Origin of the sequence: Streptomyces sp. NBC_00086 (genome assembly GCF_026343255.1) — a bacterium.
Lineage (GTDB): Bacteria > Actinomycetota > Actinomycetes > Streptomycetales > Streptomycetaceae > Streptomyces.
In genome coordinates this window covers 2,143,100-2,163,029 of the sequence record NZ_JAPELZ010000001.1, presented here as the reverse complement: position 1 = coordinate 2,163,029, position 19,930 = coordinate 2,143,100, and the positions used below count along the sequence as shown (strand labels likewise).

The 19,930-nt window shown below is 66.3% G+C and carries 9 protein-coding genes, 1 tRNA gene and 3 rRNA genes; 10 read left to right on the top strand and 3 right to left on the bottom strand.

What is annotated here, in order from left to right; genetic code table 11:
* Nucleotides 1-49: 49 nt before the first annotated feature.
* Both dapB and OG276_RS09415 read left to right on the top strand, forming a co-directional pair.
* Nucleotides 50-802 carry a 4-hydroxy-tetrahydrodipicolinate reductase gene (dapB, locus tag OG276_RS09420; RefSeq protein WP_266904012.1) on the top strand — a complete coding sequence of 251 codons (753 nt, stop codon included), beginning with the start codon at nt 50-52 and terminating at the stop codon, nt 800-802.
* 16 nt (nt 803-818) lie between these two features.
* Nucleotides 819-1,271: a hypothetical protein gene (locus tag OG276_RS09415; protein ID WP_266904011.1), complete on the top strand. Its 453-nt coding sequence runs from the start codon at nt 819-821 to the stop codon at nt 1,269-1,271.
* A 58-nt stretch (nt 1,272-1,329) separates the two neighbouring features.
* On the opposite strand, the gene OG276_RS09410 is transcribed toward OG276_RS09415, so the two are convergent.
* Nucleotides 1,330-1,887 (bottom strand): PH domain-containing protein, encoded by a 558-nt coding sequence (locus OG276_RS09410; RefSeq protein WP_266904010.1) that lies wholly within the window; start codon nt 1,885-1,887, stop codon nt 1,330-1,332.
* Between the two features lie 48 nt (nt 1,888-1,935).
* Nucleotides 1,936-2,175 (bottom strand): hypothetical protein, encoded by a 240-nt coding sequence (locus tag OG276_RS09405; RefSeq protein WP_266904009.1) that lies wholly within the window; start codon nt 2,173-2,175, stop codon nt 1,936-1,938.
* A 460-nt stretch (nt 2,176-2,635) separates the two neighbouring features.
* Here OG276_RS09405 and dapA point away from each other — a divergent pair, with 460 nt between their 5' ends.
* The 7 genes from dapA (at nt 2,636) to OG276_RS09370 (ending at nt 11,572) form a co-directional block, all read left to right on the top strand.
* Nucleotides 2,636-3,535, top strand: coding sequence for a 4-hydroxy-tetrahydrodipicolinate synthase (dapA, locus tag OG276_RS09400; RefSeq protein ID WP_266904008.1), 900 nt, complete (start codon nt 2,636-2,638; stop codon nt 3,533-3,535).
* A gap of 116 nt (nt 3,536-3,651) precedes the next feature.
* Nucleotides 3,652-5,337: a ribonuclease J gene (locus OG276_RS09395; protein WP_266904007.1), complete on the top strand. Its 1,686-nt coding sequence runs from the start codon at nt 3,652-3,654 to the stop codon at nt 5,335-5,337.
* A 628-nt stretch (nt 5,338-5,965) separates the two neighbouring features.
* A 16S ribosomal RNA gene (locus OG276_RS09390) occupies nt 5,966-7,490 on the top strand.
* A gap of 284 nt (nt 7,491-7,774) precedes the next feature.
* Nucleotides 7,775-10,898: ribosomal RNA gene (locus OG276_RS09385) — 23S ribosomal RNA — on the top strand.
* A gap of 74 nt (nt 10,899-10,972) precedes the next feature.
* A 5S ribosomal RNA gene (gene rrf / locus OG276_RS09380) occupies nt 10,973-11,090 on the top strand.
* The 16S, 23S and 5S rRNA genes sit together here with 1 tRNA gene alongside, the layout of an rRNA operon.
* A gap of 5 nt (nt 11,091-11,095) precedes the next feature.
* A tRNA-Thr gene (locus OG276_RS09375) sits at nt 11,096-11,171 on the top strand.
* Nucleotides 11,172-11,359: 188 nt separating this feature from the next.
* Nucleotides 11,360-11,572: a hypothetical protein gene (locus tag OG276_RS09370; RefSeq protein WP_266904006.1), complete on the top strand. Its 213-nt coding sequence runs from the start codon at nt 11,360-11,362 to the stop codon at nt 11,570-11,572.
* Nucleotides 11,573-11,592: 20 nt separating this feature from the next.
* On the opposite strand, the gene OG276_RS09365 is transcribed toward OG276_RS09370, so the two are convergent.
* Entirely contained in the window at nt 11,593-14,115 is a 2,523-nt protein-coding gene (locus OG276_RS09365; RefSeq protein ID WP_266904005.1) for a SpoIIE family protein phosphatase, read from the bottom strand.
* A 270-nt stretch (nt 14,116-14,385) separates the two neighbouring features.
* Between OG276_RS09365 and OG276_RS09360 the strand changes: the two genes are divergently transcribed.
* Nucleotides 14,386-19,896 (top strand): HAMP domain-containing protein, encoded by a 5,511-nt coding sequence (locus tag OG276_RS09360; RefSeq protein WP_266904004.1) that lies wholly within the window; start codon nt 14,386-14,388, stop codon nt 19,894-19,896.
* The last annotated feature ends 34 nt before the right edge of the window (nt 19,897-19,930 follow it).

The window sequence follows — 19,930 nt, the reverse complement described above, 5'->3', positions numbered from 1 at the left end:
CCCGGGCCCCGGGACAGGGCCCGGGCCCGTACGCACTTTAAGGAATGACATGAGCAAGCTGCGCGTGGCAGTTCTCGGCGCCCAGGGCCGCATCGGCTCCGAGGCGGTCAAGGCCGTCGAGGCCGCCGGGGACATGGAACTGGTGGCCGCCCTCGGCCGCGGAGACAAGCTGGAGACGCTGGCCGACGCCGGCGCCCAGGTCGCGGTCGAGCTGACCACCCCCGCCTCGGTGATGGAGAACCTGGAGTTCCTCGTCCGCCACGGCATCCACGGAGTGGTCGGCACCACCGGCTGGACCGAGGACCGCCTCGCCCGGCTGAACACCTGGCTCGCCGCTTCCCCGGCGACCGGTGTGCTCATCGCCCCGAACTTCTCCATCGGCGCCGTCCTCACCATGAAGTTCGCCGCGCAGGCCGCGCGCTACTTCGAGTCCGTCGAGGTCGTCGAACTGCACCACCCGAACAAGGTCGACGCCCCCTCCGGCACGGCGACCCGTACGGCGCAGCTCATCGCGGCCGCCCGCGCCGAGGCCGGCCTCGGCGCGCAGCCCGACGCCACCGCCTCCGCGCTCGACGGAGCGCGCGGCGCCGACGTCGACGGCGTCCCGGTGCACGCGATCCGCCTGCGCGGCCTGCTGGCCCACCAGGAGGTGCTCCTCGGCGGTGAGGGCGAGACCCTGACCATCCGTCACGACTCCCTGCACCACAGCAGCTTCATGCCGGGCATCCTGCTCGGCGCGCGCCGCGTGACGCAGACTCCGGGCCTCACCTTCGGCCTGGAAAACTTCCTCGAACTCGGCTGACGAGCAGGCGGTCCCCATGCGCGCGAAGATCCTCTACTTCATCACGGCCGCGGTCCTGGTCGTGTACTTCGTCCTGGCCGGCAGCAGGGGCCTGATGCTGATCCGGCACGGGACCTGGCTCACCGTCACCTTCGGGGTGGCCGTGCTGATCCTGCCGGTCATCGGTGTCTGGTTCCTCTGGAAGAACACCCGCTTCGTCACCAAGGCCAACCAGCTCGGAGCCGAGCTGGAGGCAGAGGGCGGACTGCCGGTGGACGAGCTGGAGCGGGACAAGTACGGCCGGATCCTGCGGGACTCGGCCGACGAGGTCTTCGCGCGCCGCAAGGCCGAGACGGAGGACGCGCCGGGGGACTGGCGCAGCTGGTTCCGCCTCGCCATCGCCTACCACGACGCCCGCGACACCCCGCGGGCCCGCAAAGCCATGCAGCGGGCCATCTCCCTGCACGACGGAAAGCCCGTACAAGCCTGAGCCTGTACGGGCTTCCCGTGCGCGTGACGCCCGCTCAGGGGCGCCGGGGCGGACCGCCTCAGGCGGGCACGGCCCGGTACTCCTCGGCCCAGGCCTCGACCGAGTCGGCGGCCCGGTCGAAGGCCTCGGTGCGCGACAGGAAATCGGCGTTGTGGTCGGTCAGCAGGACCGGCAGCTCGGCGCCTCCGCGCGCGGCCACGGTCAGGGCCTGGCCCTGTACGGTCCTCGGCAGCCCGAGCCAGCGGACGGGCTGCTGCACCGTGCGGACTTCGCCGACCTGGTTCCAGGGGATCGAGCGGGTGGTGAAGAACCCCGCCACGCGCAGCCCCTTGGGGCTCACCCAGACGCCCGTGCGCAGCAGCCGCAGGGCGGAGCCGACCACGGCGAGCGAGGCCAGCAGACCGCCCAGGGCGCCGGGCCAGGTGCCGGCGGCCACGATGATCACCGTGGCGAACAGCATGAACGAGCCGACCAGGAGCATCACCGCGGCGATGGCCACCCGCCAGGGGCCCGGACGGTAGGGGCGACGCCACCGGTCGGGGTCTTCGTAGGGGAGCGTCTCCCCGTTGTCGTGCGCGTCGAATGCGCCGTCGGCCGTCAGGAAGGGCAGGGGCACGGCAGGACCTCACTCACATGCACGTTCGGTTGGGCTGTGCCCGTGAGGCTACCGTCCCTCGGATGCCTCCGACTGCTGCGACTTCGCCGGTGCGTGGCTCGGCTGCAGTGCGGGGATGCCGAAGAGCAGTGATCCGACGAGTCCCGCCACGACGGTCAGTCCGACCAGACTACGGGCGGCGATCTGGGTCTTGCCCAGACTCTCGCGCGGCGGCGGAGTGACGTTGCTGCGGAATCGGTCGGCCTCGGCGACGAAGGCGAACGGGACGGGTTCGCGCCGGCGGAACATGGGGAACGACTCTCCTCACGGTCGGGGCCCCGGTGCGGTGGGGGCGGGATGGGCGGACGTTCTACCGGGTAGGACGAGCGAAAGGCCCGATCGGTGCCGGTTTTCGCGAAATTGGCCAAATTCCCTGGCGCCGCGTCAGCTCCGCCGACCGCGAGCCGGGCGGAGCCCGAGCTGCCCGTTCGGCCCTGCCGGCCGGTACTTTCTTCCGGGCGGAGCGCCGCCGTCCGCGCTCTGGCGGCAGTCGGCCGCGGTGCCCCGTACGGCCCGATCGACCGGCTCCGCACTGATGTACGGAACAAGTCCGAAGTGTCCGTATTGCCACGTTTCGTAAAGTTCATCTAGGCTGATCAAACGGACCCGGCACTGCTTGAACCCCCGAGCAGGCAGTGCCGGGCTCCAACACCGTCATCACGTCCCCCGAGGGGACACCGCGAGCATGGCAGCGAGTAGCGTGTTACCCATGGCTCCGATCTCGACTCCGCAGACCCCCTTCGGGCGGGTCCTCACCGCCATGATCACGCCGTTTACGGCGGATGGCGCACTTGACCTCGATGGCGCGCAGCAGCTCGCCGTCCACCTGGTGGACGCAGGCAACGACGGCCTGATCATCAACGGCACCACCGGTGAGTCGCCGACCACCACTGACGCGGAGAAAAACGACCTCGTACGAGCCGTACTCGAAGCGGTCGGAGACCGGGCCCACGTGGTCGCCGGCATCGGCACCAATGACACCCGTCACACCCTCGAGCTCGCCCGTCAGGCCGAGCGCACCGGTGCCCACGGCCTGCTCGCGGTCACCCCGTACTACAGCAAGCCGCCGCAGGAGGGCCTCTTCCGGCACTTCACGGCGATCGCCGATGCCACAGAGCTGCCGGTCATGCTCTACGACATCCCGGGCCGCAGTGGTGTCCCGATCAATACGGAAACACTCGTCCGGCTGGCCGAGCACCCCCGTATCGTTGCCAACAAGGACGCCAAGGGCGACCTCGGACGCGCAAGCTGGGCCATCGCACAGAGCGGCCTGGCCTGGTACTCCGGTGACGACATGCTGAACCTGCCGCTCCTGTCGGTCGGCGCGGTCGGCTTCGTCTCCGTGGTGGGTCACGTGGTCAGCCCCGAGCTCCGCGAGATGCTCGAAGCCCACCTGGGCGGCGACGTCCAGAAGGCCACCGAGATCCACCAGAAGCTGCTCCCCGTCTTCACCGGCATGTTCCGCACCCAGGGTGTGATCACCACCAAGGGCGCGCTGAACCTGCAGGGCCTGCCCGCGGGCCCGCTGCGACTCCCGCTGGTCGAGCTGACCGCCGAAGAGACGGCGCAGCTCAAGATCGATCTTGCCGCCGGCGGGGTACAGCTCTGACATCAGACTTCACAACTGAATAAGCAGAACCACACAAGACGACAGCAAGTGCACGAATGACATGCGCGCCACGTGCCTCGACGGGTACGTGGCCGCGCGTGGTGAAGGAGAACCTTTTGAGCCATCCGCATCCTGAACTCGGTCCGCCGCCGAAGCTCCCCAAGGGCGGCCTTCGGGTCACCCCCCTGGGCGGGCTCGGTGAGATCGGCCGCAACATGACCGTCTTCGAGTTCGACGGCCGCCTGCTCATCGTCGACTGCGGTGTCCTCTTCCCCGAAGAGGAGCAGCCGGGCATCGACCTGATCCTGCCGGACTTCTCGTCCATCAGGGACCGGCTCGACGACATCGAGGGCATCGTCCTCACGCACGGCCACGAAGACCACATCGGCGCCGTCCCCTACCTCCTCCGGGAGAAGCCGGACATCCCGCTGATCGGCTCCAAGCTGACGCTGGCGCTCATCGAGGCCAAGCTCCAGGAGCACCGCATCCGCCCCTACACCCTCGAGGTGAAGGAAGGCGAGCGCGAGAACCTCGGCCCCTTCGACTGCGAGTTCATCGCGGTCAACCACTCCATCCCGGACGCCCTGGCCGTGGCCATCCGCACCGGCGCCGGCATGGTCGTGTGCACCGGTGACTTCAAGATGGACCAGCTCCCGCTGGACAACCGCCTCACCGACCTGCACGCCTTCGCGCGCCTGAGCGAAGAGGGCATCGACCTTCTCCTCTCGGACTCGACGAACGCCGAGGTCCCGGGCTTCGTCCCGCCCGAGCGCGAGATCTCCGGCGTCCTGCGCACGGTGTTCGCCAACGCCAACAACCGGATCATCGTGGCGAGCTTCGCGAGCCACGTGCACCGCATCCAGCAGATCCTCGACGCCGCCCACGAGTACGGCCGCAGGGTCGCCTTCGTCGGCCGCTCGATGGTCCGCAACATGGGCATCGCCCGTGACCTGGGCTACCTGAAGGTTCCGGCCGGCCTGGTCGTGGACGTCAAGACCCTCGACGACCTGCCGCCCCACGAGGTCGTCCTGGTCTGCACCGGTTCGCAGGGCGAGCCGATGGCGGCCCTGTCCCGCATGGCGAACCGCGACCACCAGATCCGGATCGTCCCGGGCGACACGGTCATCCTGGCCTCGTCGCTCATCCCGGGCAACGAGAACGCGGTCTACCGCGTGATCAACGGCCTGACCCGCTGGGGCGCCAACGTCGTGCACAAGGGCAACGCCAAGGTGCACGTCTCCGGCCACGCCTCCGCGGGCGAGCTGCTGTACTTCTACAACATCTGCAAGCCGCGGAACCTGATGCCGGTCCACGGCGAATGGCGCCACCTGCGCGCCAACGCGGAGCTCGGCGCCCTGACGGGCGTACCGAAGGACCGCATCGTCATCGCTGAGGACGGCGTCGTCGTCGACCTCATCGACGGCAAGGCCCGCATCTCGGGCAAGGTCCAGGCCGGCTACGTCTACGTGGACGGCCTCTCGGTCGGCGACGTCACCGAAGCCCACCTCAAGGACCGCAAGATCCTCGGTGACGAGGGCATCATCTCGGTCTACGTCGTGGTGGACAGCACCACGGGCAAGATCGTCAGCGGCCCGAACATCCAGGCCCGCGGCTCCGGCATCGAGGACTCGGCGTTCTCCTCGGTCCTGCCGAAGATCGAGGAAGCCATCGCCCGCGCCGCCGCGGACGGCGTGGCCGAGCCGCACCAGATCCAGCAGCTCATCCGCCGCACGATGGGCAAGTGGGTCTCGGACGGCTACCGCCGCCGCCCGATGATCCTCCCGGTCGTCGTCGAGGTCTGACCCTCGCCGTAGCGACCACACCGGAGCGGGGCAACCGGATTTGCATCCGGGGGCCCCGCTCCAGTACGTTTACGTCTCCACCTCGCACGGCTCCCCGGCACACACGTGTGCCCGGCCATGTCGGTGCGGGCGGGTGGGATTCCAGAGCAGGGAAACCTGATAAAGTCTGGCTCGCCCGAAAGGGAATGGCTCTCCAACGGCCGTCCAATTCAAATCCAAGTCTGAAACGACACGGAAATGATCTGGTAGAGTTGGAATCGCCGGAAAGGGAAACGCGAAAGCGAAGAACTGGAAAGCGAATCCCGCTGACTGGGAATCGGACACGAAAGAGTCTGATAGAGTCGGAGACACAAGAACGAAGGAAGCGCCCGGAGGAAAGCCCGAGAGGGTGAGTACAAAGGAAGCGTCCGTTCCTTGAGAACTCAACAGCGTGCCAAAAATCAACGCCAAAAAGTTGATACCCCGTCCATTTCGGTGGATGAGGTTCCTTTGAAAAAGACCTGTGAGGTCGCGGCTTCGGCCCTGACGCTTGCAGGCAATTACACAGCGAGGACGCAGTGGACGGTCGGTCTTATTCCGACATGACTGTCCCGCTCTAAGTGCGTGTGCACCGGATTACCGGTAAACATTCATGGAGAGTTTGATCCTGGCTCAGGACGAACGCTGGCGGCGTGCTTAACACATGCAAGTCGAACGATGAAGCCCTTCGGGGTGGATTAGTGGCGAACGGGTGAGTAACACGTGGGCAATCTGCCCTTCACTCTGGGACAAGCCCTGGAAACGGGGTCTAATACCGGATAACACTCCTGCCTGCATGGGCGGGGGTTAAAAGCTCCGGCGGTGAAGGATGAGCCCGCGGCCTATCAGCTTGTTGGTGGGGTAATGGCCCACCAAGGCGACGACGGGTAGCCGGCCTGAGAGGGCGACCGGCCACACTGGGACTGAGACACGGCCCAGACTCCTACGGGAGGCAGCAGTGGGGAATATTGCACAATGGGCGAAAGCCTGATGCAGCGACGCCGCGTGAGGGATGACGGCCTTCGGGTTGTAAACCTCTTTCAGCAGGGAAGAAGCGAAAGTGACGGTACCTGCAGAAGAAGCGCCGGCTAACTACGTGCCAGCAGCCGCGGTAATACGTAGGGCGCAAGCGTTGTCCGGAATTATTGGGCGTAAAGAGCTCGTAGGCGGCTTGTCACGTCGGATGTGAAAGCCCGAGGCTTAACCTCGGGTCTGCATTCGATACGGGCTAGCTAGAGTGTGGTAGGGGAGATCGGAATTCCTGGTGTAGCGGTGAAATGCGCAGATATCAGGAGGAACACCGGTGGCGAAGGCGGATCTCTGGGCCATTACTGACGCTGAGGAGCGAAAGCGTGGGGAGCGAACAGGATTAGATACCCTGGTAGTCCACGCCGTAAACGTTGGGAACTAGGTGTTGGCGACATTCCACGTCGTCGGTGCCGCAGCTAACGCATTAAGTTCCCCGCCTGGGGAGTACGGCCGCAAGGCTAAAACTCAAAGGAATTGACGGGGGCCCGCACAAGCAGCGGAGCATGTGGCTTAATTCGACGCAACGCGAAGAACCTTACCAAGGCTTGACATATACCGGAAAGCATTAGAGATAGTGCCCCCCTTGTGGTCGGTATACAGGTGGTGCATGGCTGTCGTCAGCTCGTGTCGTGAGATGTTGGGTTAAGTCCCGCAACGAGCGCAACCCTTGTCCTGTGTTGCCAGCATGCCCTTCGGGGTGATGGGGACTCACAGGAGACCGCCGGGGTCAACTCGGAGGAAGGTGGGGACGACGTCAAGTCATCATGCCCCTTATGTCTTGGGCTGCACACGTGCTACAATGGCCGGTACAATGAGCTGCGATACCGTGAGGTGGAGCGAATCTCAAAAAGCCGGTCTCAGTTCGGATTGGGGTCTGCAACTCGACCCCATGAAGTCGGAGTTGCTAGTAATCGCAGATCAGCATTGCTGCGGTGAATACGTTCCCGGGCCTTGTACACACCGCCCGTCACGTCACGAAAGTCGGTAACACCCGAAGCCGGTGGCCCAACCCGTAAGGGAGGGAGCTGTCGAAGGTGGGACTGGCGATTGGGACGAAGTCGTAACAAGGTAGCCGTACCGGAAGGTGCGGCTGGATCACCTCCTTTCTAAGGAGCACAGTACCGATTGCAGACAAACGTTCTGCACGGTCAGCTCAGGGTGGAACGTTGATTAGTTGGCACGGTTTCCTGGATGGGTCACAAGTACTGCTTCGGCGTGGAAAGTGACTCACTGACGGGGGATCGTGCTTGGCACGTTGTTGGGTATCTGAGGGTACGGCCGAAAGGTCTTATCTTCGCGATGCCGGCCCCAGTGAACTTCGCCTTATGGGTGAGGGTGATGGGTGACTGGTCGTTGCTTGAGAACTACACAGTGGACGCGAGCATCTGTAGGCCAAGTTTTTAAGGGCGCACGGTGGATGCCTTGGCACCAGGAACCGATGAAGGACGTGAGAGGCCGCGATAGGCCCCGGGGAGCTGCCAACTGAGCTTTGATCCGGGGGTGTCCGAATGGGGAAACCCGGCAGTCGTCATGGGCTGTCACCCACTGCTGAACACATAGGCAGTGTGGAGGGAACGCGGGGAAGTGAAACATCTCAGTACCCGCAGGAAGAGAAAACAACCGTGATTCCGGGAGTAGTGGCGAGCGAAACCGGATGAGGCCAAACCGTATGCGTGTGATACCCGGCAGGGGTTGCGCATGCGGGGTTGTGGGAATTCTTTTGATCGGTCTGCCGGCCGGTCGGCGAGTCAGAAACCGTTGATGTAGTCGAAGGACATGCGAAAGGTCCGGCGTAGAGGGTAAGACCCCCGTAGACGAAACATCAGCGGCTTGCTTAAGAATCTCCCAAGTAGCACGGGGCCCGAGAAATCCCGTGTGAATCTGGCGGGACCACCCGCTAAGCCTAAATATTCCCTGGTGACCGATAGCGGATAGTACCGTGAGGGAATGGTGAAAAGTACCGCGGGAGCGGAGTGAAATAGTACCTGAAACCGTGTGCCTACAAGCCGTGGGAGCGTCGCCGTTATTCTTCGGAATAACGGTCGTGACTGCGTGCCTTTTGAAGAATGAGCCTGCGAGTTAGCGGTGTGTAGCGAGGTTAACCCGTGTGGGGAAGCCGTAGCGAAAGCGAGTCCGAATAGGGCGATTGAGTTGCACGCTCTAGACCCGAAGCGGAGTGATCTAGCCATGGGCAGGTTGAAGCGGAGGTAAGACTTCGTGGAGGACCGAACCCACCAGGGTTGAAAACCTGGGGGATGACCTGTGGTTAGGGGTGAAAGGCCAATCAAACTCCGTGATAGCTGGTTCTCCCCGAAATGCATTTAGGTGCAGCGTCACGTGTTTCTTGCCGGAGGTAGAGCACTGGATAGGCGATGGGCCCTACCGGGTTACTGACCTTAGCCAAACTCCGAATGCCGGTAAGTGAGAGCGTGGCAGTGAGACTGTGGGGGATAAGCTCCATGGTCGAGAGGGAAACAGCCCAGAGCATCGACTAAGGCCCCTAAGCGTACGCTAAGTGGGAAAGGATGTGGAGTCGCAGAGACAACCAGGAGGTTGGCTTAGAAGCAGCCACCCTTGAAAGAGTGCGTAATAGCTCACTGGTCAAGTGATTCCGCGCCGACAATGTAGCGGGGCTCAAGCGTACCGCCGAAGTCGTGTCATTGCAGCAATAGGGCCAACGCCCGCTGTGATGGGTAGGGGAGCGTCGTGTGCCGGGTGAAGCAGCAGCGGAAGCTAGTTGTGGACGGTTCACGAGTGAGAATGCAGGCATGAGTAGCGATACACACGTGAGAAACGTGTGCGCCGATTGACTAAGGGTTCCTGGGTCAAGCTGATCTGCCCAGGGTAAGTCGGGACCTAAGGCGAGGCCGACAGGCGTAGTCGATGGACAACCGGTTGATATTCCGGTACCCGCTTTGAAACGCCCAATATCGAATCAGGCGATGCTAAGCCCGTGAAGCCGTTCCGGACCCTTCGGGGAAAGGAAAGTGGTGGAGCCGGTGACCCAGACTTGTAGTAGGTAAGCGATGGGGTGACGCAGGAAGGTAGTCCAGCCCGGGCGGTGGTAGTCCCGGGGTAAGGGTGTAGGCCGAGGGGTAGGCAAATCCGTCCCTCATATAAGGCTGAGACCTGATGCCGAGCCGATTGTGGTGAAGTGGATGATCCTATGCTGTCGAGAAAAGCCTCTAGCGAGTTTCATGGCGGCCCGTACCCTAAACCGACTCAGGTGGTCAGGTAGAGAATACCGAGGCGTTCGGGTGAACTATGGTTAAGGAACTCGGCAAAATGCCCCCGTAACTTCGGGAGAAGGGGGGCCATCACTGGTGATCGGATTTACTCCGTGAGCTGGGGGTGGCCGCAGAGACCAGCGAGAAGCGACTGTTTACTAAAAACACAGGTCCGTGCGAAGCCGTAAGGCGATGTATACGGACTGACGCCTGCCCGGTGCTGGAACGTTAAGGGGACCGGTTAGTCACATTTCGGTGTGGCGAAGCTGAGAACTTAAGCGCCAGTAAACGGCGGTGGTAACTATAACCATCCTAAGGTAGCGAAATTCCTTGTCGGGTAAGTTCCGACCTGCACGAATGGCGTAACGACTTCTCGACTGTCTCAACCATAGGCCCGGTGAAATTGCACTACGAGTAAAGATGCTCGTTTCGCGCAGCAGGACGGAAAGACCCCGGGACCTTTACTATAGTTTGATATTGGTGTTCGGTTCGGCTTGTGTAGGATAGGTGGGAGACTTTGAAGCGGCCACGCCAGTGGTTGTGGAGTCGTCGTTGAAATACCACTCTGGTCGTGCTGGATGTCTAACCTCGGTCCGTGATCCGGATCAGGGACAGTGTCTGATGGGTAGTTTAACTGGGGCGGTTGCCTCCCAAAAAGTAACGGAGGCGCCCAAAGGTTCCCTCAGCCTGGTTGGCAATCAGGTGTTGAGTGTAAGTGCACAAGGGAGCTTGACTGTGAGACCGACGGGTCGAGCAGGGACGAAAGTCGGGACTAGTGATCCGGCGGTGGCTTGTGGAAGCGCCGTCGCTCAACGGATAAAAGGTACCCCGGGGATAACAGGCTGATCTTCCCCAAGAGTCCATATCGACGGGATGGTTTGGCACCTCGATGTCGGCTCGTCGCATCCTGGGGCTGGAGTCGGTCCCAAGGGTTGGGCTGTTCGCCCATTAAAGCGGTACGCGAGCTGGGTTTAGAACGTCGTGAGACAGTTCGGTCCCTATCCGCTGTGCGCGTAGGAATATTGAGAAGGGCTGTCCCTAGTACGAGAGGACCGGGACGGACGAACCTCTGGTGTGCCAGTTGTCCTGCCAAGGGCATGGCTGGTTGGCTACGTTCGGGAGGGATAACCGCTGAAAGCATCTAAGCGGGAAGCCTGCTTCAAGATGAGTATTCCCACCTCCTTGAGAGGGTAAGGCTCCCAGTAGACGACTGGGTTGATAGGCCAGATGTGGAAGCCCGGTAACGGGTGGAGCTGACTGGTACTAATAGGCCGAGGGCTTGTCCTCAGTTGCTCGCGTCCACTGTGTTAGTTCTGAAGTAACGAACTGTGTCATATCCGGTTTGGTTAACTTCATAGTGTTTCGGTGGTCATAGCGTTAGGGAAACGCCCGGTTTACATTCCGAACCCGGAAGCTAAGCCTTTCAGCGCCGATGGTACTGCAGGGGGGACCCTGTGGGAGAGTAGGACGCCGCCGAACAACCCGCCCTTTTAGCTCAGTCGGTAGAGCGTCTCCATGGTAAGGAGAAGGTCAACGGTTCGATTCCGTTAAAGGGCTCCAAAACGAGAAGGCCCCCGCCATTGGCGGGGGCCTTTTTGCGTTCCCCCGGCAGGGGTCCTGCTGTGCGTGAGGAGGGTCCGGGGCTTCCCGTCAAGCCCCGAACTTTCGGGCCGTGACCGGGGGCGGGGCTCGGGGCGCAATGGGATGAGCAGGAGTTCCAAGGCCCTCGATCCACGGGAGGAACGCTCATGAACACCGAACGGATCCGACACTTCGCCCACACGTTCAGGACGGCCCCGGCTGCCGACGGTGCCTCCCCGTCCCCGTCCGTGCCCGCGTCCGTGCCCCCTTCCCGGTCCGACGCCGGCCGTGACGCGGTCGTCGAGACGGGCAGTGCCCCTTGGGCCGCGGAGATGGCAGCCCCGTCCTTCATGATCCTGGTGGCGGGGCCCCGCCGGTAAGCGGTGTGGCGCGGCGGTGCTCAGTCGCCGTCGCGCTGCTGGGGGATGCGGAAGGCCAGGATGGCCATGTCGTCGGAGGCGGGTTCGGCGGCGAAGCGTTCCACCGCGCGCAGGACGCGGGAGGCGACGGCGCCGGCGGTGAGGCCCGTACAGGTGGTGAGGACCTCGGTGAGGCCGTCGTCGCCGAGCATGCGGGTGCCCTCGCGGCGTTCGGTGACGCCGTCGGTGACGCAGAGGAGGACGTCGCCCGGGTCCAGGGTGAGGGTCTGTTCGTAGAGGTCGAGGTCGTCCAGGACGCCGAGGAGGGGCTGCGGGTCGGCGGCCGGGGTCACCTCGCCGTTCGGGCGCAGGCGCAGCGGCAGCGGGTGGCCCGCGCAGACGACCTTCATGTGGGCGCCGCCGTCGGGCTGGGGGTGCAGCTCGCCGTAGAGGAGGGTGAGGAAGCGGCTGCGGTCGCCCTCGTCGAGGATCGCCGCGTTGAGGCGCTCCAGTACGGCCGGGCCGCCTAGGCCCTCGCGGGCCAGGAGGCGCAGGGCGTGGCGGGCCAGGCCGGTGACGGCGGCCGCCTCCGGGCCCGTACCGCAGACGTCGCCGATGGCGAACCCGTAGACGCCGGGGCGGATGGGGAAGACGTCGTAGAAGTCTCCGCCCACCTCGTTGCCCTCGCCGGCGGCGCGGTAGATGACCTCGACCTCGATGCCGGGGATGGTGGGGGAGCCGGGCGGCAGCAGGCTGCGCTGGAGCGAGCGGCTGATGGCGGTGCGCTCGGAGTACAGGCGGGCGTTGTCCAGGGCGAGGGCGGCGCGGCGGGAAAGGTCCTCGGCGAGTTCGAGGATCTCCTGGCGGAAGTGCTCCTCCGAGGGCTTGCCGAGGGTCAGCATGCCGATGACGCGGTTGCGGGCGAGGAGGGGGAGGACCACCGTCTCGCCGCCGACGGCCAGGGAGGTCTCGGGCCAGGGGCGGGCGCCGGACTCGCGGACCGGCTCGGGCGGGCTGACCTGGGCGAGCAGGGCCTTGAGGCCGTCGATGCGCTCCTCGTCCTCGTGCAGGACGTAGGAGAGGAACGGGTCGGAGGCCTGGTCGGCGATGGTGTAGACGGCGCACCAGGTGGCGAGGGTGGGGACGGTCATCTGGGCCATGAGGGCCAGGGTCTGGTCGCGGTCCAGGGTGCCGGCGAGCAGGTCGGAGGCCTCGACGAGGAAGGAGAGGGAGCCGCGGCGCAGTCGTTCGAGCTCGCCGAGGCGGGCCGATTCCACGGCGAGGGCGATGCGGTCCGCGGCGAACTGCAGGCGCAGGGCGTCCTCGTTGGAGTAGCGGCCGGGGATCTCGGAGGCGACGCCGAGCGAGCCGGTGAGGCGGCCCTCGACCTTGAGGGGGACGGTGATGGCGGAGCGCATGCCGGTGGCTTCCAGGAGGGGTACCGCACCGGGGACGACGATGAGGTCCTCGTGGACGGCGGGCATGCGGGCGCTGCCGTACCGGTTGGTGCCGGCTTCGACGGGGACGCGGGCGAAGCGCTGGCGGGTGGAGGGCAGGCCCGTGGTGGCGCGGACTTCGAGCTCGGTCTCGTCGTCGGTGGCGAGGAGGAGGAAGGCGGAGTCGGCGTCGAGGAGGTCGCGGGCGCGTTCCACGGTGCGCTGGAGGAGGCCGTCGAGGTCGTCGGGGGCGGGGGAGCCGATGAAGATCTCGAAGGGGTCCGTGGGGCGGGTCTCGGTCAGGTGGCCGCCGTCCATGGGGACCCGTGCGGGGCTCTGCAGCAGGGCGCGCTCGTCGTCGTGCACGAGCAGGCAGACGATGGAGGGCTCACCGTGGGCGTCGCGGACCCGCAGGTGGGAGGCGTAGATGGGGATCACGCGGCCGTCGGCGCCGCGGATGCCGTAGCTGCCCTCCCAGCGGGACAGGCGCAGGGCCTCGGCGATGCCGGTGCCGGTGCCGGGGGTCTGCGGCCAGGCGGCCAGCTCGGCGAGCGGGCGGCCGACGGCCTTCGCGGCGAGGTGGCCGAAGATGATCTCGGCGTCCTCGTTCCAGGCGGAGACCGTGCCGGCGGAGTCGATCTGCAGGACGGCGACGCGGACGCGGCTGTCGGCCAGGGGCAGGAGCTGGTCGGGGACGACGGGTCCCGCGGAGCGGGTACCGACCGGGCGGTCCGGCATGTCGAGCCGGAACCACACGTGCTTGTGCGTGGCCGTGTACTCGACGCCCCAGCGGGTGGCGAGGGCGGCGCAGAGCATGAGCCCGCGGCCGTTCTCGCGGTCGGGGTCCGCGTACGGGCGGTCGCCGGGGTGCTGGAGCGGGAGCTCGCGCTCCGGGTAGCGGTCGGCGACCTCGATCCGTACGCCGTCCTCGGTGCGCAGGCACAGGACTTCGGCGCGGGTGCCGGCGTGGACCACGGCGTTGGTGACGAGCTCGCTGGTGAGGACCACCGCGTCGTCGACGATGTCGGCGAAACCCCAGCCCTGGAGGGTGTCGCGGACGAATGCGCGGGCAGCAGCGACTGAACGCCCCTGTGGATCGAAACTGGCAGCCGCCCGTGCCGTGATCACAAGTCTCCTTCGACGCGGTGGACAACGGATGCCAGGTTACTTACCTTCACGGTCGCCATGGTGCCGTCGTCGGTGAATCCACCCACAGGGTGTGGCCGGTGTGCGATGGTGCCGGAGTGTTATGGCCGGGTTCAGCCGGGGTGAAACACTGGGCAGGCTTGGAGTCAGGCAGTTGATGGGCACGGCTTGGATGGGCACGGCGTAGGTGGACGCAGTCTGATGAACAAGATGCCCGGTGGAACAGTGGTCGACCCTTTCGGGAGGGACACGGTGGAGGCTGGCGCGGCGGTGCGGCGTACGGGAACGCGCCCGAAGGGAGGACGCTCCCGGCGGGGCGGGACGACGGAAGTCGATACCGCGGCCCTGAACAGGCTGCTCACGGCCCTGGTGTCGATGCGGGACGGTAACTTCCGCAAGCGGCTGACGGTGTCCGGCGACGGGGTGATGGCGGAGATCGCCGCCGTCTACAACGAGGTGGCCGACCGCAATCTCCACCTGACCGGGGAGCTGTCCCGGGTGCGGCGCATGGTCGGCCGCGAGGGCAAGCTCAGCGAACGGCTGGAAACAGGCGCCTGCGAGGGCTCCTGGGCGGCCGCGATCGACGCCTCGAACCAGCTGGTCGACGATCTGGCCCGGCCGGTGTCCGAGGTGGGCCGGGTGCTGTCGGCGGTCGCCGAGGGTGACCTCGACCAGCGCATGGACCTGCGGACCCAGGCCGCGGAGGGTGCCGGGCACCCGCTGCGCGGGGAGTTCCTGAAGGTCGGGCGGACGGTCAACAACCTGGTCGACCAGCTCTCCGCGTTCACCGACGAGGTGACGCGGGTGGCGCTGGAGGTGGGTACCGAGGGCAAGCTCGGCGGCCAGGCGCAGGTGCGCGGAATGTCGGGATCCTGGAAGGATCTGACCGACTCCGTCAACACGATGGCGTACCGGCTCACCGCCCAGGTGCGTGACATTGCTCTCGTGACCACGGCCGTGGCCAAGGGCGATCTGTCGCGCAAGGTCACGGTGCACGTGGCCGGCGAGATGCTGCAGCTGAAGAACACCGTGAACACGATGGTGGACCAGCTCTCCTCGTTCTCCTCCGAGGTGACCCGCGTGGCCCGCGAGGTGGGTACGGAGGGCGAGCTCGGCGGCCAGGCGAAGGTGCCCGGGGTCGCGGGCGTGTGGAAGGACCTGACCGACTCCGTCAACACGATGGCGGGCAACCTGACGGCCCAGGTGCGCGGTATCGCGCAGGTGACCACGGCCGTGGCCAACGGCGACCTGTCGCAGAAGGTCCGGGTCAGCGCGCGCGGCGAGGTCGCGCAGCTGGCCGAAACGATCAACCAGATGACCGAGACACTGCGGACCTTCGCGGACGAGGTCACGCGCGTGGCCAGCGAGGTCGGCGCCAAGGGCACGCTCGGCGGCCAGGCGCAGGTGCCGGGTGCCGCGGGTACGTGGAAGGACCTCACCGACTCGGTGAACACGGTCTTCCGCAACCTCACCACGCAGGTGCGGGACATCGCGACGGTGACGACGGCGGTGGCCAACGGCGATCTGTCGCAGAAGGTCACCGTGAACGTGGCCGGCGAGATGCTGGAGCTGAAGAACACCGTCAACACGATGGTGGACCAGCTCCAGTCGTTCGGTGCTGAGGTGACGCGTGTGGCCCGTGAGGTCGGCGTCGAGGGCGAACTGGGCGGCCAGGCGCAGGTGCCGGGCGCGGCCGGGACGTGGAAGGACCTCACCGACTCGGTGAACACCGCCTTCCGCAACCTCACCGGGCAGGTCCGCAACATCGCCCAGGTGACGACGGCGGTGGCCAACGGCGATCTGTCGCAGAAGGTCACGGTCGACGTCTCCGGCGAGATGCTCCAGCTGAAGAACACCGTGAACACGATGGTGGACCAGCTGTCCTCCTTCGCCGACCAGGTCACGCGGATGGCGCGGGACGTGGGCACGGAGGGCCGGCTCGGCGGCCAGGCGCGGGTCGAGGGGGTGTCCGGCACTTGGAAGGAGCTCACCGACTCCGTCAACTTCATGGCCGGGAACCTGACGTCCCAGGTGCGCCAGATCGCCCAGGTGACCACGGCCGTGGCCCGCGGCGACCTCTCCCAGAAGATCGACGTGGACGCGCGCGGCGAGATCCTGGAGCTGAAGAACACCATCAACACGATGGTCGACCAGCTCTCGGCCTTCGCCGAGCAGGTGACCCGGGTGGCCCGGGACGTGGGTACGGAGGGCCGGCTCGGCGGTCAGGCGCAGGTGCCAGGTGTGGCCGGCGTGTGGCGCGACCTGACGGACTCCGTGAACGGCATGGCCGGGAACCTGACGTCCCAGGTGCGCAACATCGCGCAGGTCGCCACCGCGGTGGCGCGCGGCGACCTGTCGCAGAAGATCGAGGTCGATGCCCGGGGCGAGATCCTGGAGCTGAAGAACACCCTCAACACGATGGTGGACCAGCTCTCGAACTTCGCGGAGCAGGTGACCCGGGTGGCCCGCGAGGTGGGCACCGAGGGCATCCTGGGCGGCCAGGCCGAGGTGAAGGGCGTCTCCGGCACCTGGAAGGACCTCACCCAGTCCGTCAACTTCATGGCGAACAACCTGACCTCGCAGGTGCGCAACATCGCCGAGGTGACCACGGCGGTCGCCATGGGCGACCTCTCCAAGAAGATCACCGTCGATGCCAAGGGCGAGATCCTGGAGCTCGTCACCACGGTGAACACGATGGTGGACCAGCTGTCCTCCTTCGCCGAGCAGGTGACGCGGGTGGCCCGCGAGGTGGGCACCGAGGGCATCCTCGGCGGCCAGGCCCGGGTGCGCGGGGTCACCGGCATCTGGAAGGACCTCAGCGACAACGTCAACACGATGGCCGGCAATCTGACCGCCCAGGTGCGCGGGATCGCCCAGGTCTCGACCGCGGTGGCCAACGGCGACCTGACCAAGACGGTCACGGTCGAGGCGCGCGGCGAGGTCGCGCAGCTCGCCGACACCGTCAACACGATGGTCAAGACCCTGTCGTCCTTCGCCGACGAGGTCACGCGCGTGGCCCGCGAGGTGGGTACGGAGGGCCGCCTGGGCGGCCAGGCGCACGTGCCCGGGGTCTCGGGGACGTGGAAGGACCTCACCGACTCGGTGAACTTCATGGCCTCCAACCTCACCGGCCAGGTGCGGCAGATCGCCATGGTCACGACGGCCATCGCCAAGGGCGATATGACCAAGAAGATCGACATCGACGCGCGCGGGGAGATCCTGGAGCTCAAGACCACGATCAACACGATGGTCGACCAGCTCTCCTCCTTCGCCGACCAGGTGACCCGGGTGGCCCGCGAGGTGGGTACGGAGGGCATCCTGGGCGGCCAGGCCCGCGTGCGGGACGTGGACGGCACCTGGCGGGACCTGACCGAGTCCGTGAACGAGATGGCCGGAAACCTCACCCGGCAGGTGCGCGCCATCGCGGCCGTGGCCACCGCGGTGACGCGGGGCGATCTCAACCTGAAGATCGACGTGGACGCGGCGGGCGAGATCCAGGTCCTCCAGGACAACATCAACACGATGATCGCCAACCTGCGCGACACCACCTTGGCCAACAAGGAGCAGGACTGGCTCAAGGGCAACCTCGCCCGCATCTCCGCCCTGATGCAGGGCCGCCGCGAGCTGGACGACGTGGCCTCGCTGATCATGAGCGAGCTGACCCCGGTGGTCTCCGCGCAGCACGGCGCGTTCTTCCTGGCGCTGCCGGCGGGCGGTACCCCCGAGATCGGGACGGACGGGGGCGCGGACGGCTCGTACGAGCTGCGGATGCGCGGGAGTTACGCGTACGCAGGCGGTCAGATGCCCATCTCCTTCCGGCCGGGGGAGGGGCTGATCGGGATGGTCGCCGAGGAGAAGCGGATGGTGCTCATCGAGAACACCCCGCCCGGCTACCTGAAGATCTCCTCCGGGCTCGGCGAGGCCCCGCCGGCGCACGTGATCGTGCTGCCGGTGCTCTTCGAGGGGAAGGTGCTCGGCGTCATCGAGCTGGCCTCCTTCCAGCCCTTCACGCAGATCCAGAAGGACTTCCTCAGCCAGATCGCCGAGATGATCGGTACGAGCGTCAACACCATCTCCGTCAACTCCAAGACGGAGATGCTGCTCAAGCAGTCGCAGGAGATGACCGAGCAGCTGCGCGAGCGCTCCGACGAACTGGAGAACCGGCAGAAGGCCCTTCAGGCCGCCAACGCCGAACTGGAGGAGAAGGCCGAACTGCTGGCCCAGCAGAACCGGGACATCGAGGTGAAGAACACCGAGATCGAGGAGGCCCGGCAGGTCCTGGAGGAGCGTGCCGAGCAGCTCGCGGTCTCGATGCGGTACAAGAGCGAGTTCCTGGCGAACATGTCGCACGAGCTGCGGACCCCGCTCAACTCCCTGCTGATCCTGGCCAAGCTGCTCGCCGACAACGCGGACGAGAACCTCTCGCCGAAGCAGGTGGAGTTCGCCGAGACCATCCACGGCGCCGGCTCCGACCTGCTCCAGCTGATCAACGACATCCTCGACCTGTCGAAGGTCGAGGCCGGGAAGATGGACGTCTCCCCGACCCGGATCGCGCTGGTCCAGCTCGTCGACTACGTGGAGGCCACCTTCCGGCCGCTGACCGCGGAGAAGGGGCTCGACTTCTCGGTACGGGTCTCCCCGGAGCTCCCGGCGACCCTGCACACCGACGAGCAGCGGCTGCTCCAGGTGCTGCGCAACCTGCTGTCGAACGCGGTGAAGTTCACCGACACGGGGGCGGTGGAGCTGGTGATCCGGCCCGCCGGGGCCGATGTGCCCATCGCGATCCGCGAGCAGCTCCTGGAGGCCGGTTCGCTGCGGGAGGCCGACGCGGACCTGATCGCCTTCTCGGTGACCGACACCGGGATCGGGATCGCCGCGAGCAAGATGCTGGTGATCTTCGAGGCGTTCAAGCAGGCCGACGGGACGACCAGCCGCAAGTACGGCGGCACCGGCCTCGGACTGTCCATCAGCCGGGAGATCGCCCGGCTGCTGGGCGGGGAGATCCACGCGGCGAGCGAACCCGGCCGCGGGTCGACCTTCACGCTGTACCTGCCGCTGCACCCGAGCGAGCTGCCCCCGCAGGGGTACGCGCCGCCGACGCCCGGTGGGGCGCGCGGGGAGCTGTACCGCCGCCCGGCCGCCGAGGAGGTGCGGCCCGAGCTGCCGGCGGCGCCGGTGGCGCAGGGCCCCGTAGGGTCCGTGGGGCCGATGGCGCTGCCGCGGGCCGGGGAACCGGCCGGGCAGGGGTCCTCGGCGCTGTTCCGGCGGCGCCGCAAGGCGATGGCCGAGCCGCCGCTGCGGGCGGAGGTGCCCGGACAGGGCGACGCGGACGCGTGGTTCGTGGAGGAGCCGCTGCCGCAGGCGCCGCGGACGTACGACTTCCACGGCGAGCGGGTGCTGATCGTGGACGACGACGTGCGCAACGTCTTCGCGCTGACCAGCGTGCTGGAGCAGCACGGTCTGGCGGTGCTGTACGCGGAGAACGGCAGGGAGGGCATCGAGGTCCTGGAGCAGCACGACGACGTGGCGCTCGTGCTGATGGACATCATGATGCCGGAGATGGACGGGTACGCGACGACCTCGGCGATCCGGCGGATGCCCCAGTTCGAGGGGCTGCCGATCATCGCGCTGACGGCGAAGGCCATGAAGGGGGACCGGGAGAAGGCGATCGAGTCCGGTGCCTCGGACTACGTGACCAAGCCGGTCGAACCCGACTACCTACTGTCGGTCATGGAAGGGCACATGCGCGGGGCCGGGGCGTGACCGGGCGGGCGGAGGACAACTCCCGTGGGAACCT

Excerpts from the sequence above, each read along its gene's own strand:
- OG276_RS09370 (WP_266904006.1), top strand. The coding sequence starts at position 11,360 with ATGAACACCGAACGGATCCGACACTTCGCCCACACGTTCAGGACGGCC.
- dapB (WP_266904012.1), top strand. The coding sequence starts at position 50 with ATGAGCAAGCTGCGCGTGGCAGTTCTCGGCGCCCAGGGCCGCATCGGC.
- OG276_RS09405 (WP_266904009.1), bottom strand. The coding sequence starts at position 2,175 with ATGTTCCGCCGGCGCGAACCCGTCCCGTTCGCCTTCGTCGCCGAGGCC.
- dapA (WP_266904008.1), top strand. The coding sequence starts at position 2,636 with ATGGCTCCGATCTCGACTCCGCAGACCCCCTTCGGGCGGGTCCTCACC.
- OG276_RS09415 (WP_266904011.1), top strand. The coding sequence starts at position 819 with ATGCGCGCGAAGATCCTCTACTTCATCACGGCCGCGGTCCTGGTCGTG.